This window comes from Mesorhizobium sp. C264A (genome assembly GCF_040324515.1).
GTDB lineage: Bacteria > Pseudomonadota > Alphaproteobacteria > Rhizobiales > Rhizobiaceae > Mesorhizobium.
The window spans coordinates 1,929,384-1,944,455 of record NZ_JAMYVY010000002.1; the positions used below are offsets into that span (position 1 = coordinate 1,929,384).

Here is a 15,072-nt window from a genome sequence, read left to right on the forward strand (position 1 = left end):
GGCAGTAGGCGAAAAACCAAGCGACTAGGCATCAGGCAGCCGGAAACATTCTGCTGCCTGCTGCCTGCTGCCTACTGCCTGCCCACATATCCACCACCCCTTCGTCCGTCAGCTCTGCAAGCGCCAACGACTGGTCAAGATGCTCGGCGCGCCAGGCAAGCAGTCGCTCGGCAAATTCAAGCCGCACGCTGAGATAGGCCGGGTCGGCGGCAACGTTGGCCAGTTCGCCCGGATCCTTCTGCATGTCGAAGAGCAGCGGCGGCAGGCCGCCGCCGAAATGCACGTATTTGAATTTTTCCGTACGGATGACGGCGAGGTTGCACTGGCGCGAGCCGATGCCGAAATGCCGTTCGGCCTCACCGCTGGCAATCGAGCGGAAGTCGAACTCCCAATGCGCCGCGTCGCGCCAATCCTTAGGCGGTTCATCTTGCAGGAACGGTTTTAGCGAGCGGCCGTCGAGATGCAGCTGGGCGTCGGCGTCCAGCAGATCGAGCAAGGTCGGGAAGATGTCGACGGCCTCGGTGAAGTGGTTGACGGTCGAGCCGGCTGCATTGCCGTGACGCGGGTCGCGCACGATCAATGGGATGTGATAGCTGCCGTCGAAGAAGCCGCCTTTGCCCAGCATGAAATGGTCGCCCATCATCTCGGCGTGGTCCGAAGTCAGCACGATGATGGTGTCATCCCATGCATTCGCCGTCTTGATCGCTTGCCAGATGCGGCCAAGCTGCGCGTCGACCTCCGAGATCATGCCGTAATAGATCGCGCGGATGGCCCGGATGTTGTCGTCGCCCCAGTCGCGCACGTGGCCGTCGGTGCCGGGGCGGAAGCTTCTCCGCTTCTGGCGACCAAGGTCGTAAGCCAGATAGGGATGCCTTTGCGCCTCGGCCTGCCAAGTCTCGACATGGCGGAAGGGCGGTCCGTCCGCCGGATCATACAGCGTGTTGTAGGGCCGCGGTACGACAAAGGGCGGATGCGGGCTGATGAAGGAGACATGCGCGAACCATGGCGAATCCTGTTCGTCCAGCCAGCGAATGAATTCGCCGGCAAGAAAAGCGGTCGGCGTCTCGTCCCTGGAATAGACAGGCGGCGCGCTGGTCACGGCGTCGCCCGCTTCCCCGCCCACGGGGCGGTGAATGCCGGGAGAGCCCGCGCTGGTGTCGACGCCACGTGCCTTCAGCCATGACAGCCATGGTTTCTGATGCTCAGGCAGGAACTGGCGAACGCTGAAGCCGGGCAGCACGCCCTCATAGCTTTTCAGCCGGGGATCGCCCGGCGCCATCGTGCGCGGATCGGGCGAGACGTCGGTGTAGCCGAACAAAGTCGGATCATAGCCGAGGGCGCGGGCCGAAAGCGCCATGTTGCCGTGGCGGGCGTCGAGCGGCGTGCCGTTGCGGCAGACGCGATTGTTCATCTGGTAGAGGCCGGTGTAGAGGCACGCGCGGGCCGGCGAGCAGGGCGCCGCGCCGCCGTAATGCCGCTTGAACAGGACGCCTTCGGCGGCGAGCGCATCGGCATTCGGCGTCTTCACCACGGCATGGCCGGCAGCCGACAGGCAATCGCCCCGCCATTGGTCGCAGGAGATCAATAGGATGTTCGGGCGTCTGCTTTTCGCGGCCAATGCTCTATCCTGTCACGTCGGGAAGACGTTCAATGAACCGGAATTTGGCGGCAGCGCAAGCCTGTCAGTCTTGCTAAAATGGTGAACGAAAATTTCCTGCTGTTCACTATTGGGATACAGTCCATTCTGAGTTTGCCGCCTTTGCATTGCCAGGCGGCCACTCATATAGGCGTGGACAGCGGCAAGAGCCGCAAACCGAAGGGAAGGAGCAAGACAATGCTCGACCAGATCAAGGGCCTGCATCACGTGACGTCGATGGCCGGCGATGCGCGCCAGAACAATGATTTCTTCACGCACAAGCTCGGCCTGCGCCGGGTCAAGAAGACGGTCAACTTCGACGCGCCAGATGTCTATCACCTCTATTATGGTGACGAGCACGGTACGCCCGGCTCGGTGATGACCTATTTTCCGTTCCCGGACATTGCCAGGGGCCGCCACGGCGTCGGCGAGGTCGGTACCACGGCCTATTCGGTGCCGGCCGGCACGCTCGGCTATTGGGAAAAGCGCTTCGCCGATGAAGGCGTTGCGGGTGTCTCCCGCGAAGAGACGTTCGGCGAGAAGCGGCTGGCCTTCGCCGGTCCCGACCGCGACGGTTTCGCGCTGGTCGAAGACAAAGCGGACAGCCGCGCGCCATGGTTGAAAGGCGGCATTCCCGCTGATGAGGCGATACGCGGCTTCCACTCGGTCTCGCTCAGATTGAAGGATGGTGGCGCTACGGAAGAGCTGTTGAAGTTCATGGGCTATGAGCAAGTGGACAAGTCCGGCAGTGTCAGCCGGCTCGCCATCAAGAACGGCAACGGCGCTGATGTCGTCGACATCGAATCGCTGCCTACGGCGGGCTTTGCCAATCTCGGCGCCGGCTCGGTCCACCATGTCGCCTTCGCGGTGGAGAACCGCGCCCAGCAGCTCGAAGTGCGCAAGGCGCTGATCGATACGGGTTATGGCGTGACGCCGGTGATCGACCGCGACTATTTCTGGGCGATCTACTTCCGCACGCCGGGCGGCGTGCTGTTCGAAGTCGCCACCAATGAGCCGGGCTTCGACCGCGACGAGGACACCGCCCATCTCGGCGAAGCCCTGAAACTGCCGACGCAGCACCAGCATCTGCGGCCCTATCTTGAAGAGCATCTGCAGAAGCTGGAGGGCTGAGACGATGAGCAAGCAAGCTTACATCCATAAGGCGCTGCCGGGTTCGCCCGGCGGCCCGCTGCTCTTCGTCTTTCACGGCACCGGCGCGGACGAGAGCCAGCTGCTGTCGCTTGGGCGCGACCTCGCGCCACAGGCGACGATCGTGTCGCCGCGCGGCGATGTTTCCGAGCATGGTGCGGCGCGTTTCTTCCGCCGCACCGGCGAGGGCGTCTACGACATGGACGACCTCGCGCGGGCGACCGGCAAGATGGCCGGTTTCATCAAGGCGCAGGTGGCAGCGGCAAGGCCATCTTCGGTCTTGGGTCTCGGCTATTCCAACGGCGCCAACATCCTGGCGTCCGTAATGTTCGCCGCGCCCGAGCTGTTCGATGCGGCGGTGCTGATGCACCCGCTGATCCCGTTCGAACCGCAGGTGCAGGGCAGCATTGCCGGACGCCGCATCCTGGTCACCGCCGGCAAACGCGATCCGATTTGCCCGCCCAACCTGACATCCCGGCTGGAGGCCTATTTGCGCGCCGATGGCGCCGATGTCACAGTGGAGTGGCACGATGGCGGCCACGAAATTCGGCCAAACGAGATCGAAGCGGCAAGGCGGCTTTTCGCTGCCGTGCCGGTTGAAGGAGCAAGCGATGCCTGACGAATCGCCTGAGATCGAACTCGAGGACCGCGGCTCGAAGGGACGTTATGTGCTGCGCGGACCCGGCGGCGCCGAGGCGGAAATGACCTTCACCAAGGTCGGCGAGCACCAGATCATCATCGATCACACCGAAGTGCCGGACGTGTTTCGCGGCCAGGGCGCCGGCCTTCGGCTCGTCACCCGCGCCGTCGAGGATGCGCGGGCAGTGGGCAAGAAGATCATTCCGCTCTGCCCCTTCGCCAACGCCCAGTTCCGCCGCCATCCGGAATGGGCGGATGTGCTGAAGCAATAGACCTTTTTCCCTTCTTCCCTTGTGGGGTGAGTTGCCGGTCGCCGAAGGCGAATTCATCGTGCCAGTGGCACGATGAAAGGCCGGCGAACGCCGGGACGCTGCGAAGCAGTGGGGACCCGGCAGGTGGTCGGAGTCGCTCAGCCACAAGAGCGAACACCTCTCTGGCATTTGCGCAGTTCGGCCTTCTTGCCTAAGTACACAGTTCGCTGCGGTTCGTCCGCTCCTGCCAACTGACCGAATGGCTTCCTGATGACCGAATCCGATCTCGTCCCCGTCTTCGACGGCCACAACGACACGCTGCTGCGACTGTACCAGTCGAAAGACACCGACGTCGAAAAGCTGTTCATCGAGGGGACGCAGGGCGGTCATATAGATCTGCCGCGCGCCAAGAAGGGCGGCTTTGCCGGCGGCATGTTCGCGATCTTTCCACCGCCGGTCGAGAAGAGCAAACGCTCTGCGGTGCCGCCGGCGCCGAGCGACAATGAGCCGTTGCCGCCGGAACTGCCGCGCGCTGATGCGCTCAATTCCACCATCGGCATGGCCTCGATCCTGTTTCGGCTGGAGCGAGCGGGGGCGCTGACCGTCTGCCGCAGTGCCGGTGACATTCGCGAGGCGATGGCGAAAGGTTCGATCGCGGCGGTGTTTCACATCGAAGGCGTCGAGGCGATCGATCCCGAACTTACCTTGCTCGACGTGCTCTACGAAGCCGGCCTGCGCTCGCTCGGCATTGTCTGGAGCCGACCCAACGCCTTCGGCCATGGCGTCCCGTTCCGCTTTCCGTCGTCGCCCGATACCGGACCGGGGCTGACCGATGCCGGCAAGGCGCTGGTCAAGGCCTGCAATCAGCTCAAGATCATGATCGACCTGTCACATCTCAACGAAAAGGGCTTTCGCGATGTCGCCGCGCTCAGCGATGCGCCGCTGGTCGCCACTCATTCCAACGTGCATGCGCTGTGCACCCATTCGCGCAACCTGACGGACTGGCAGCTCGGCGCCATCCGCGAGACCGGCGGCATGGTCGGGCTCAACTTCGCAACCGGCTTCCTGCGTGAAGACGGACGGATGAACTCGGACACCAGCCTCGACATCATGGTGCGCCATGTCGACTCGCTGCTGCAGGCGCTGGGCGAGGACGGCGTCGGTCTCGGCTCCGATTTCGACGGCGCCATGATCCCGGCGGTCATCGGCGACGTTGCCGGTCTGCCAAAGCTGGTAGATGCGCTGGCCGCGCGCGGCTTCGGACGCGCGCTGATCGAGAAGATCGCCTATCGCAACTGGCTGAACGTTCTCGAAAGAACCATAGGCTGAGGCTTAAGCGCCCATGCGCTTCAGCCAATCCTGGCCGCCGCGATCCCTGATCATCGGCAGCGGGTTCTCCCAGTCCAGCCGCGCGCAGATGCGGTAGACTTCGAGCGTCTCGGCGCTCATTTCGCCGCGCTTGTAGAAGTACATGGCGGCGGCATAGCGGGTACGACCCGACCATTTTTCGCCGAGCGGCGTGTTGACCAGCTGCCACTGTTCGGCGGCTTCCGTCTCATCATCCGGTTCGTCGGCCATGATCAGAAATCCGCCGGCGGATTGGCGGTGCGGCGGTCGAGCTTGATGAAAGGACGGGCCACCACCTTGGCCCGCTTCATCAGCTTCTGGTACTGCAACTCGCGCATTGCGTAGATCTCGACCCAGAGGTCTTCGACCATCCTATCACCATAGGGACGCGTCAGCGAGGCGATGGCGATATTGCGCTTGGCCATCGGCGACCACATGGCGGCGCTGACCAGCCCGACCTCCTGATGCTTCTTGTGGTAGACGATGGCGTGTTCGGCCGGGATGTTGCCTTCGATCTCCAGCCCGACCAGCACATGGCGCAGCTTGCGTTTGGCGCGCGCTTCGAGCATGGCGCGGCGGCCATTGAAATGGCCTTTTCCCAAATCGACCATAAAGCCGAGACCGATCTCGTCCGGCATGCGCAGACGGTCGGCGCGAATGGCATGCTCGGCGGTGGTGAAGTCGGCATTGGCGACGATGAGGCCGGCTTCCAGCCGGGCGCGGTTGAGGGCGGCGTAGCCGATGGCGCGGATGCCGCGCAGTTCGCCTGCCGTCATCAGGCGGTCCCAGAGGCTGAGCGCTTTTTCGGCCGGCACGAACAGTTCGTAGCCGAGATCGCCGGTGAAGCCGGTGCGCGAGATGGTGATAGTGCCGCCATCGTGCGGGAACTCGGCGAGATCGAACACTTTGAGTTTTTCAACGCCGGCAAAGCCGGCCTCGCGCAGCACGGCGAAGGAGGTTGGGCCTTGCAGAGCGAGACCAGCGACGCTTTCAGTCTCTTCTTCGACGGTCACTTCGAAACCGATGGCGCTGTCGAGCAGCCAGGGCAGGTGCCGCTCCTGCGAACACAGGCGGAAGCGGGTCGGCGACAGCCGGAACAGCGTGCCGTCATCGAGGACAAAACCTTCGTCGTCGCACCATGCGGTGTAGTGGACGCGGCCCGGTTTCAGCTTGGTGACATCGCGCAGCGTGACGCGATCGAGGAAGGCTTCGGCATCCGGCCCCTCGATGCGGTATTTGGTCATCGGCGAGATGTCGAACAAAGCCGCCTGGCTGCGGATGGCGAAATATTCGAGTTCCTCGTCCCACAGCGAACGCGGCGCGCGATAGCCGGCCCAATTGTACCAGTCCTGAGTTTTGGCCAGCGCATCGATGCGCGGCTGGAACGGCGTGCCGAGACGCAGTGTGCGGAAATGCGACTGCGCTGTGGTGCGGGCGGCGTTGTTGATCGGACTCGTCATGACGGCATTCCTTCGCCGTAAAGTGCGGCGTTGACTGGCTGAAACATCCGATCATCCCTTCATCGCGATGATGCGCCGCGCCGCATTCAAACCGGGAGCACCCGAAACGCCGCCGCCCGGATGCGAACCGGCGCCGGCCAGGAACAGCCCCTCGATCGGCGTGTCGTAGCCCGACCAGCCGGAGACGGGCCGCGACATCAACATCTGGTCGGCCTGCAATTCGCCGTGGTGCCAATGGCCGCCCGGCATGCGGCAATTGGCTTCGATATCGGCTGGCGTCAAAAGCTCGGCATGCAGCACGGACTTGCCGATACCGGGGGCGTACGCTTCGAGCTGCGCCATAACAGCCTTGAGGAATTTCGGCTTGCCGGCATCCCAACCCTCTTTCAGCGCATAAGGCGCGTATTGCACGATCGCCGACAGCACGCAGGCGCCGCTTGGCGCGAGCGACGGGTCGGAGAGCGACGGCAGTGTGATCTCCATCACCGGTTCGGCTGAGAACTCGCCATATTTTGACGGGTTGAAGGCGCGCTCGACATGGTCGGCCGAGGGCGCGATGACCAGACGGCCCTTGTGATTATCGGCGCCGACGCCGGAAAATTGCGGTTGCCGTTCGAGCGCCAGATGGAGCTTCGCCGCGTCGCCCCTCATGCGGATGTTCTTTACCTTGCGCACGAAACCCGTGTCGATCTCGCGCGGGCCGACGAGATCGAGCATGGTCGTCGCCGGGTTGATGGCGGAGACGATCGTTCTGGCGTGCAGCACCTCGCCGCCGTCGAGGGTCACGCCGAGGGCGCGCCCTTTCTCGACGACTATTCTGGCCACGGGCGCTGCCGTGCGGATGGTGACGCCGGCTTTCTCCGCCGCCGCGCGAATGGCGGCAACGACCGCACCCATACCACCTTTCGGCAGCATCTGTGCCCCGGCCGCACCGTCAGTCTCGCCGGCCAGCCGGTAATAGAGGCCAAGCAGCGAGGTCGGCGAACGCGGGCCGAGGTGGCTGCCAAGCGTGGCGTCGAAGGCAAGCAGGCCCTTCAGCCTGAGATCGGCAAGCTGTTCGTCGAGCAGGTCGGCGACGTTCAACAGGAGCACCCGCAGGAAATCGCGCATGTCTTCCTTGCCGAGCTTTTTCAGCGCCACGGCCGTCTGGCCGAGCGCTGCGGTTTCAAGCAGGGACATGCCACCGAGATCGGGCGGGCGCCGCGACAGGAACGGTTTCAGGATGCCGGCATAGCGCATGAGTTGCGCGCGCAATTCCTTCCAGGCGGACTGCTCGGACGGAGTGGAGCCGGTCAGCACTTCGCCATAGGCGCCATGCAGGACAAGCGGCGGGCCGTCCCTCGCCAAGGCGACCGACGGAATGAAGTCTGCGCGGGTGACCTGCAGCCCGTGTTTCTCCAGCTCCAATATCTTCACCACGTCGGGGTGCAGGCGGTTCAGCACATGCGCGATCGAGGAGACCCGAAAACCTGGCGCAAACTCTTCGGTGCGCGCCGCGCCGCCGACATCGCCGGCCGCTTCCAGCACCAGAACCTTGCGGCCGGCTTTCGCCAGAGTGGCGGCAGCGACAAGGCCGTTATGGCCGCCGCCTATGATGATGGCATCAAATGACGTCATGGGCCGGGCTCATATGGGAGGTCGATTTGGCGAGGTCGCGCAGGATCTCGGCTGCCGCATTGCGGCCGGGTGCGCCCATGACGCCGCCGCCGGGATGTGTCGAGGAGCCGCACATATAGAGCCCGCCGACCGGCGAGCGGTATTGTGCGTAGCCCGGCACCGGGCGGTTGAACAGCAGCTGGTCGAAGGTCAGCTCGCCCTGGAAAATGTTGCCTTCGGTGAGGCCGACCTCGGCTTCGATCTCGCGCGGCGTGCGCACCTCCATATGGACGATGCGGTCGCGGAAGCCTGGCGAGTATTCGGCGATCTGCGCAACTACGCTTTCGGCGAAACCGTCGCGGTCGGCATCGGTCCAGTCCTGGCCCTTCACCTTGGGCGGTGCGTACTGCACGAAGCAGCTCATGAAATGCTTGCCCGGCGGCGCCATGGTCGGGTCGAGCGTCGTTGGGATGACCATGTCGAGGAATGGGTCGGCCGACCAGCGACCGGCCTTCCAGTCGTCATAGGCGCGCTCCATGCGCTCCATGGAATCGGTGAAATGCATGTCGCCGCGATAAACGGGTGAATCCTTCGGCAGTGCCGGGAATTCCGGCAGAGAATCCAGCGCGATGTTGACCTTGCCGGAGGAGCCGCGGATCTTGAAGTTCCTGACCCGCCGCAGGAAAATGTCGGGCAGTTCCTTCTCCTCGACCAGTTTCAGGAATGTGCGTTTGACGTCGGCGTTGGAGACGACGAGCTTGCCGTAGACCTCCTCGCCGCCGGCCAGCACCACGCCCTTGGCCTTGCCTCGGCTCACCAGCACATGGTCGACCTCGGCGCCGGTGCGGATAGCGCCGCCGGACGCCTTGAATGAAGCGGCGAGCGCCTTGGTGACGGCGCCCATGCCGCCGCGCGCATAGCCCCAGGCGCCGACCGAGCCGTCGACCTCACCCATATAATGGTGCAGCAGCACGTAGGCTGTGCCGGGCGACATCGGCCCGAGCGCGGTACCGATAATGCCGGACAAAGCGAAGTTCGCCTTGATGACATCGGTCTCAAAATATTCGTCGAGGAATTCCGAGATCGACATGGTCCAGAAGCGCAGCGTCAGCGCCATTTCTTCTGATGACAGGCCGACGAATTTCTTGCCGAGATAGAGAAGCTCTCCGAGGTCGCGCGGCTTGAGACTGGCCGGGTCCGGTGCGGTGCGCATCAGCAGCGGCTGGATGAAACGGCACTGCCGCGTCACGTCGCGCGAATAGCGGTCATAGGCCTCCGCGTCGCGCCTGGAGAAGCGGGCGAATTCGCGCCGGTGCGCATCGTGGTCACGGTAGTTGGCGAGGTAGTCGCCGTCGCGGGTGAACACGGCGCCGCCTTCATAGGAAATAACCTGCAAGCCGAAACGCGGCAGTTCGAGGTCGCGCATGATCTCGGGGCGAAACAGCGAGCAGACATAGGAGCAGTTGGAGTAGAGGAAGCCCGGCGTCAGCTCGCGGCTGGTGGCGGCGCCGCCGACCCAGTCGTTCTTTTCCACCACCAGCACGTCGAGCCCGGCGCGTTGCAAATAGCAGGCGTTGACCAGGCCGTTGTGTCCGCCGCCGATGACGATCGCATCCCAAGCTTTCATTCGCGCCCAGCCTTCATGGTGCTCGACCCTTCATTTTCGCGTGATTTGTCGCCGAATGCGCGGAATTTGGCACGGCAGCGGCTATTCTGTCCAGCCATTCTGAATGAATGTTCAACAAACGATATTGCGTTTTCCTGTTAATACGCTACGCTTTGCCGGCATTCGAACCTGCGCAATTCGGCTGACGGGACTTAAGGTCTGATGATCGAAACGGCAGATGGCGAGCCGGAATATGACGACGCCGCGATCCGCTTCCTCGAGGCGCTGTGGGGCGAGGGCTATCTGTCGCCGGGCGGACCAGACGAGGTCGACCGGGTGGTCGAAGGGCTGTCGCTCAGGGGCAAGACGATCCTCGACATCGGCTGCGGCTCCGGCGGCATCGCGCTGCATCTGGTGGAGCGCCACGGTGCTGCTCATGCCACCGGCTTCGACATCGAGCGGCCGGTGATCGAGGCGGCCAGAAAGCATGCCGCTGCACGAGGGCTTTCAGACCGCGCCAGCTTCGTCCAGGCGCCGCCGGGGCCGCTGCCTTTTGCCGACGCTTCGTTCGATGTCGTCTTCTCCAAGGATGCGCTGGTGCACGTGTCCGACAAGGACGCGCTGTTTGCCGAAATCTTCCGTGTGCTGAAGCCGGACGGCGTCTTTGCCGCCTCCGACTGGCTGATCGGCCATGACGGCGAGCCGTCATCTGAGATGAAGGCCTATGTCGCAGCCGAAGGCCTGTCCTTCGCCATGGCCTCGCCGGCACGCTATGCGCAAGCGATGCGCAGCGCCGGCTTTGCCGATGTCGCCGTCAGAGACCGCAATTCTTGGTATCGCAAGGTCGCGCGCGGCGAGCTGGAAAGGCTGAAAGGCCCGCTCTACGAGACGGCGGCAGTCGCGGTCGGAGCGGCCTATGTCGACAAGAACATCAAGACCTGGGAAGCCATGCAGAAGGTGCTTGACAGTGGCGAGCACCGTCCCACTCATCTTCGCGGGTGGAAGCCGGCTGTGGTGGGATAGCCGGCAAGGTGGAGCATGACGGCACCGATGAAAGCTGCAGCGCGCGAAGAGCGATCCTCCGACACGTCTGGAAAAACCGAGCCGGAAAAACGCGGCCGCAAGGCGTCGAAGGAGGTCAGGCAACAGCAGCTGATCGAAGCGACCATCGATTCGCTGGCCAAGCGCGGTTATTCGGAAACGACGATGGCCGATGTCGCTGACGGCGCCGGCCTGTCGCGCGGCATCGTCAACTTTCATTTCGAGAGCAAGGAGAAGCTGCTCGTCGCCACGCTGGCCTATATGGCCGACGAATATGCGGCGCATTGGCGCGTCGCGCTGACCAAGGCCGGCGAGGATCCAGCCCGGCAGCTGCGGGCGCTGGTCGCCGCCGATTTCGACCGTTCGATCTGCAACAAGCGCAAGCTCGCGGCGTGGTGCGCGTTCTGGGGCGAGGCCAAGTCGCGGCCGACCTACCAGGCGCTGTGCGGCGCGCGCGACGCGGCCTACCAGAAGATCTTCATCGACCTCTGTGCCACGCTCAAGCAGGGCGGTGGTTATGGCTATGAGCCGCAGGTCATGGCGCTGGCGCTCAGCGCCATGCTGGAGGGCTTGTGGCTGCGGCTGATGATGGGGACCGAGGACGTCACCCGTGAGAGCGCGCTACAGGCGGCAAACGAATTCCTGTCGGCCGCCTTTCCGAAGCACTACCCGCCGGACAGCGGACGTTGACAACAACCGGCGGATCCAAGCCGGAGCGAACAATCAGAAACAAAGAGGATGGAACAGCATGAAAAGAATAGCCCGACGCCTGACACTGACATTGGCGCTGACGGCGACGCTGGCTGGTTCGGCCGCGGCGATTGCGGTCCCCGCCGACAAGGACCTGATCGTGTTCGACTGGTCCGGCTATGAGGACCCGAGCTTCCACCCCAAATATGTCGAGAAGAACGGCGACTCGCCGACCTTCGCCTTCTTCGGCGACGAGGACGAAGCCTTCGAAAAAGTGCGCTCCGGCTTCAAGGCCGATCTTGGTCATCCCTGCTCGCAGAGCGTGACAAAGTGGCGCGAGGCGGGGCTGCTGCAGCCGCTCGACACCTCGAAGATCACCGGCTGGAAGGAACTCAATCCCGGCATCATGGCGATGAAGGATCTGGCCACCACTTCGGACGGCAAGGCCTGGTTCATGCCGTGGGACTGGGGCAACACCCAGCTCACCTACAACTCCGACAAGATCGACGCGAAGGATGTGCAGTCGCTGAAGGCCTTCGCCGATCCCAAGTTCAAGGGGCGGGTCTCGATCGGCGACAATGTCGACGACGCCTATGCGCTGGCCAGCCTTGCCATGGGGCTCAAGGACTGGACCAAGATGACGGACGACCAGTTCAAGCAGGCGTCCGACTTCCTGCGCCAGGTGCACAAGAATGTCCGCTCCTACTGGACCGATACCACGGACGTCGTCCAGTTGCTGAGCGGCGGCGAGGTCGATCTCGCCTGGGCATGGAACGATGCCACGGTACAATCCGTCGCTGCCGGTGTGCCGATCAAGTCCAAGAAGGATACGGACGAAGGCATCTCGACCTGGGTCTGCGGCTACGTGCTGTTCAAGGACGCACCCGGCAATGTCGACAAGGCCTATGACTACCTCAACGCGATCAACGATCCCGAGACCGCCAAGGTGCTGGTCAAGGACTGGGGTTATGGCCAGGCCAACGCCAAGGGCATGGCCGGCGTCGACCCGGCGATCCTGAAAGAAAAGGGCTATGACGATGTGCAGAGATTCGTCGACAAGACCCTGTTCCAATCGCCCGTGCCGTCGTCGCTCAAGCTCAAGATGATCGCCGAATTCGAGAAGATCAAGGCGGGGTACTAAAGCTCTGTCCGGCTTCCTCCGTCTGCCTGTCAGTGCGCCGGGCAGACGGTCTCGCCAAGGCCGCTGAAATTCCGTAACGTCGCCCGGCCGCTTTTCGCGATGAGGAGTTTCGCGCCATGAATTCCATGCTTCGCCGCCTTGCTCTTGCTGCCGCCCTTACGGTCGGCGCAGGCGCCGTGCTTGCTTATGCCGAAGGCGGCGGAGACCTCGTCGTGTTCGACTGGTCGGGTTATGAAGATCCGTTGCTGCACCCCGACTACACCGCCAAATACGGCGCCGAGCCGACCTTTGCTTTCTTCGGCGACGAGGAGGAAGCGTTCCAGAAGATGCGCGCCGGCTTCAAGGCCGACATCGCCCACCCCTGCTCGCAAAGCGTGACCAAGTGGCGCGCGGCCGGCATTCTGCAGCCGCTCGACACCTCCCGGATCGCCGGCTGGCAGGATCTCAATCCCGGCATCATGGCGATGAAGGATCTCGCCGTCACCGCCGACGGCAAGGCCTGGTTCATGCCGTTCGACTGGGGCAACACTTCGCTGCTCTGCCGCACCGACAAGGTCACGGCGGAGGAAGCGCAGTCGCTGAAGATTTTCGCCGATCCCAAATTGAAGGGCCGCGTCACCATCGGCGACAATGTCGATGACGCCTATGCGCTGGCCAGCCTGGTCATCGGCCTCAAGGACTGGACCAAGATGACCGACGCGCAGTTCCAGGAGGCGTCCGCCTTCCTGCGTGACGTCCACAAGAACGTCCGCTTTTACTGGACCGACGACACCGACCTCAACCAGGCCTTTACCGGCAATGAGGTCGACCTCGTCTGGGGCTGGAATGAGACCTTCGTGACGCTCAAGGGCCAAGGCATGCCGATCGCCATGAACCGCGACACGAGGGAAGGCATATCCACCTGGGTGTGCGGCTATGTGCTGATGAAGGATGCGCCGGGCAAGCTCGATCAGGCCTATGATTTCCTCAGTGCGGTCAACGCGCATGCCGTGTCCGATTACTTGGTCAAGACCTTCGGCTACGGCCACGGCAACAGCGCCGGGATGGCCGCGATCGACCATCAGGTGCTGAGCGACCGTGGCTTCGACAATCTCGACAAGTTCTTGGACAAGACGCTGTTCCAGCAGCCGGTGCCGCCTGAGCTCAAGCAGCGCATGGTCACGGAATTCGAGAAGATCAAGGCCGGCTATTGAGCGACAGGACTGAAAGAACCGATGTCGTCATCGTCGGCGCCGGTTTCACGGGCCTGTCGGCTGCGCTTGAGCTGAGAAAGGCCGGCATCGATGTCGTGCTGCTCGAAGCACGCGACCGCGTCGGCGGCAGGGTCGAGGCTATTCGCAACGGGCTTGGCGAGCGCATCGACAGCGGCGGCCAGTTTTTCTGCGAAGACATGCCGGAGGTGACGGCGCTGGCCGCGTCCCGTGGCAAGGCCTTCGTCGAAACCTATGTGAATGGCGATTTCATCACCCATCCATCGCTGTCGGTCGAAGAGGCCGAACGGACCTATCATGGCGCGATGGCAATCCGCGAGCGGATGAATGCGATCGAGCCGGACGATCCCTCGATCGCCGGCATGAGCGCTGCCGCCTGGCTCGAACGCCAGCATGATCCCACTGACGCCAAGACGGCTTTCCGCTCGATAATCGAAGGCCTGTGGTGCCTGGCGATGGACAAGGTGCCGCTGTGGTACCTCATCGACAATGACCGCCGCATCACCAACGAGGTGCCTGAGCTGCAATATTCGCTGCTCGAAACCATGCAGTCGCTGGCCGAGGATATGGCCGGAGATCTCGGCGACAGGGTTTGGCTGAACGAGCCGGTTACGCGCATCGAGCACGGCCCGCAAGGGGTTCGTGCCGTCTCGGCAGGCAGCTCCATCGAAGCGCGAAAAGTGCTGGTCGCGCTGCCGCCGGCGACGGCCGCGAAGCTGGATTTCGCGCCCGCTCTGCCGCCGGCTCTCGCAAAGGCGCTCGGCGTCTGGGAAAGCGGTGCGGTGATCAAGATCCTGGTGCGCTATCCCACGCCGTTCTGGCGCGAGCGCGACCTGTGCGGCATGGTGATGTGGCGCGACCTGCCGGGCCTGTTCGCCTGTGACGCCAGCAAGGATGCGCAACATGCCGCGCTGGTCGTCTTCGTCGGCGGACCACTGGCGTTGCGTTGGCGTCCGCTCGCGGACGCGGCGCTGCGTGCGGAGGTCACGGCAAGGCTCGTTGATGCCCTTGGCCCGGAGGCGGCCGGCATTATCGATTTCAGCCAGCGCGACTGGATCGATGACCGCTGGAGCGGCGGCGCCTACAGCGACCTAATTGTCGATGTGACGGCACGGGATGCCGAGCGCACGATCCGTGCCGGCGCTGCCCCGGTTCATTTAGCATCGTCGGAACTGTCGCCGTCATTCCCGGGCTATGTCGAAGGCGCCATCGTGATGGGGCGGATCGCAGCCAAACAGATCGCGACGGAACTTAAAATTCTTAGTGGAGCATGATCTTATTCCGAAAATCGGTTCCCACTTTTCG

General features: G+C 63.5%; 14 protein-coding genes. 9 read left to right on the forward strand and 5 right to left on the reverse strand.

Annotated features, from left to right (window positions below; genetic code table 11):
* Positions 1-31: 31 nt before the first annotated feature.
* On the reverse strand, positions 32-1,618 hold the full coding sequence (locus tag NKL04_RS28520; RefSeq protein ID WP_023701352.1) for an alkaline phosphatase family protein: 1,587 nt from the start codon (positions 1,616-1,618) through the stop codon (positions 32-34).
* 216 nt (positions 1,619-1,834) lie between these two features.
* Here NKL04_RS28520 and NKL04_RS28525 point away from each other — a divergent pair, with 216 nt between their 5' ends.
* The 4 genes from NKL04_RS28525 to NKL04_RS28540 all read left to right on the forward strand — a co-directional run bounded on the left by NKL04_RS28525 (position 1,835) and on the right by NKL04_RS28540 (position 5,004).
* Positions 1,835-2,767, forward strand: a complete 933-nt coding sequence (locus tag NKL04_RS28525; RefSeq protein WP_023701353.1) for a VOC family protein — start codon at positions 1,835-1,837, stop codon at positions 2,765-2,767.
* 4 nt (positions 2,768-2,771) lie between these two features.
* Positions 2,772-3,404 (forward strand): alpha/beta hydrolase, encoded by a 633-nt coding sequence (locus NKL04_RS28530; protein ID WP_023701354.1) that lies wholly within the window; start codon positions 2,772-2,774, stop codon positions 3,402-3,404.
* Positions 3,397-3,696: a GNAT family N-acetyltransferase gene (locus tag NKL04_RS28535; RefSeq protein ID WP_023701355.1), complete on the forward strand. Its 300-nt coding sequence runs from the start codon at positions 3,397-3,399 to the stop codon at positions 3,694-3,696. The genes NKL04_RS28530 and NKL04_RS28535 overlap by 8 nt, the downstream gene beginning before the upstream one ends.
* 249 nt (positions 3,697-3,945) lie before the next feature.
* Positions 3,946-5,004, forward strand: coding sequence for a dipeptidase (locus NKL04_RS28540; RefSeq protein ID WP_023701356.1), 1,059 nt, complete (start codon positions 3,946-3,948; stop codon positions 5,002-5,004).
* Positions 5,005-5,007: 3 nt separating this feature from the next.
* Here the strand turns inward: NKL04_RS28540 and NKL04_RS28545 are convergent, their stop codons facing one another.
* From NKL04_RS28545 to NKL04_RS28560, 4 genes are read right to left on the reverse strand one after another with little or no spacing between them, the layout of a single operon-like run.
* Positions 5,008-5,253 (reverse strand): hypothetical protein, encoded by a 246-nt coding sequence (locus NKL04_RS28545; protein WP_023690115.1) that lies wholly within the window; start codon positions 5,251-5,253, stop codon positions 5,008-5,010.
* A 2-nt stretch (positions 5,254-5,255) separates the two neighbouring features.
* Positions 5,256-6,482, reverse strand: coding sequence for an aminomethyl transferase family protein (locus NKL04_RS28550; RefSeq protein ID WP_023701357.1), 1,227 nt, complete (start codon positions 6,480-6,482; stop codon positions 5,256-5,258).
* A 51-nt stretch (positions 6,483-6,533) separates the two neighbouring features.
* Positions 6,534-8,099 (reverse strand): phytoene desaturase family protein, encoded by a 1,566-nt coding sequence (locus tag NKL04_RS28555; RefSeq protein ID WP_023701358.1) that lies wholly within the window; start codon positions 8,097-8,099, stop codon positions 6,534-6,536.
* Positions 8,086-9,705 (reverse strand): phytoene desaturase family protein, encoded by a 1,620-nt coding sequence (locus NKL04_RS28560; protein WP_023701359.1) that lies wholly within the window; start codon positions 9,703-9,705, stop codon positions 8,086-8,088. Before NKL04_RS28560 ends, NKL04_RS28555 begins: the two co-directional genes overlap by 14 nt.
* A gap of 201 nt (positions 9,706-9,906) precedes the next feature.
* On the opposite strand from NKL04_RS28560, the gene NKL04_RS28565 reads away from it, so the two are divergent.
* The 5 genes from NKL04_RS28565 (at position 9,907) to NKL04_RS28585 (ending at position 15,041) form a co-directional block, all read left to right on the forward strand.
* The gene (locus tag NKL04_RS28565) at positions 9,907-10,707 is read left to right on the forward strand and encodes a class I SAM-dependent methyltransferase (RefSeq protein WP_023670077.1); all 801 of its coding nucleotides are present in this window, start codon (positions 9,907-9,909) and stop codon (positions 10,705-10,707) included.
* 27 nt (positions 10,708-10,734) lie between these two features.
* Complete coding sequence (gene betI, locus NKL04_RS28570; RefSeq protein WP_023690120.1) at positions 10,735-11,415, forward strand: transcriptional regulator BetI; 681 nt, start codon at positions 10,735-10,737, stop codon at positions 11,413-11,415.
* Positions 11,416-11,473: 58 nt separating this feature from the next.
* Positions 11,474-12,556, forward strand: coding sequence for an ABC transporter substrate-binding protein (locus NKL04_RS28575; protein ID WP_023701360.1), 1,083 nt, complete (start codon positions 11,474-11,476; stop codon positions 12,554-12,556).
* Between the two features lie 116 nt (positions 12,557-12,672).
* Complete coding sequence (locus tag NKL04_RS28580; RefSeq protein WP_023701361.1) at positions 12,673-13,749, forward strand: extracellular solute-binding protein; 1,077 nt, start codon at positions 12,673-12,675, stop codon at positions 13,747-13,749.
* On the forward strand, positions 13,746-15,041 hold the full coding sequence (locus NKL04_RS28585) for a flavin monoamine oxidase family protein (protein ID WP_023701362.1): 1,296 nt from the start codon (positions 13,746-13,748) through the stop codon (positions 15,039-15,041). Before NKL04_RS28580 ends, NKL04_RS28585 begins: the two co-directional genes overlap by 4 nt.
* Positions 15,042-15,072 lie beyond the last annotated feature (31 nt).

What these genes read in the sequence shown, in the direction of transcription:
- NKL04_RS28555 (WP_023701358.1), bottom strand. Translation starts at nt 8,099, where the DNA reads ATGACGTCATTTGATGCCATCATCATAGGCGGCGGCCATAACGGCCTT.
- NKL04_RS28575 (WP_023701360.1), top strand. Translation starts at nt 11,474, where the DNA reads ATGAAAAGAATAGCCCGACGCCTGACACTGACATTGGCGCTGACGGCG.
- NKL04_RS28540 (WP_023701356.1), top strand. Translation starts at nt 3,946, where the DNA reads ATGACCGAATCCGATCTCGTCCCCGTCTTCGACGGCCACAACGACACG.
- NKL04_RS28550 (WP_023701357.1), bottom strand. Translation starts at nt 6,482, where the DNA reads ATGACGAGTCCGATCAACAACGCCGCCCGCACCACAGCGCAGTCGCAT.
- NKL04_RS28525 (WP_023701353.1), top strand. Translation starts at nt 1,835, where the DNA reads ATGCTCGACCAGATCAAGGGCCTGCATCACGTGACGTCGATGGCCGGC.
- NKL04_RS28545 (WP_023690115.1), bottom strand. Translation starts at nt 5,253, where the DNA reads ATGGCCGACGAACCGGATGATGAGACGGAAGCCGCCGAACAGTGGCAG.
- NKL04_RS28580 (WP_023701361.1), top strand. Translation starts at nt 12,673, where the DNA reads ATGAATTCCATGCTTCGCCGCCTTGCTCTTGCTGCCGCCCTTACGGTC.
- NKL04_RS28565 (WP_023670077.1), top strand. Translation starts at nt 9,907, where the DNA reads ATGATCGAAACGGCAGATGGCGAGCCGGAATATGACGACGCCGCGATC.
- betI (WP_023690120.1), top strand. Translation starts at nt 10,735, where the DNA reads ATGAAAGCTGCAGCGCGCGAAGAGCGATCCTCCGACACGTCTGGAAAA.
- NKL04_RS28530 (WP_023701354.1), top strand. Translation starts at nt 2,772, where the DNA reads ATGAGCAAGCAAGCTTACATCCATAAGGCGCTGCCGGGTTCGCCCGGC.
- NKL04_RS28535 (WP_023701355.1), top strand. Translation starts at nt 3,397, where the DNA reads ATGCCTGACGAATCGCCTGAGATCGAACTCGAGGACCGCGGCTCGAAG.
- NKL04_RS28560 (WP_023701359.1), bottom strand. Translation starts at nt 9,705, where the DNA reads ATGAAAGCTTGGGATGCGATCGTCATCGGCGGCGGACACAACGGCCTG.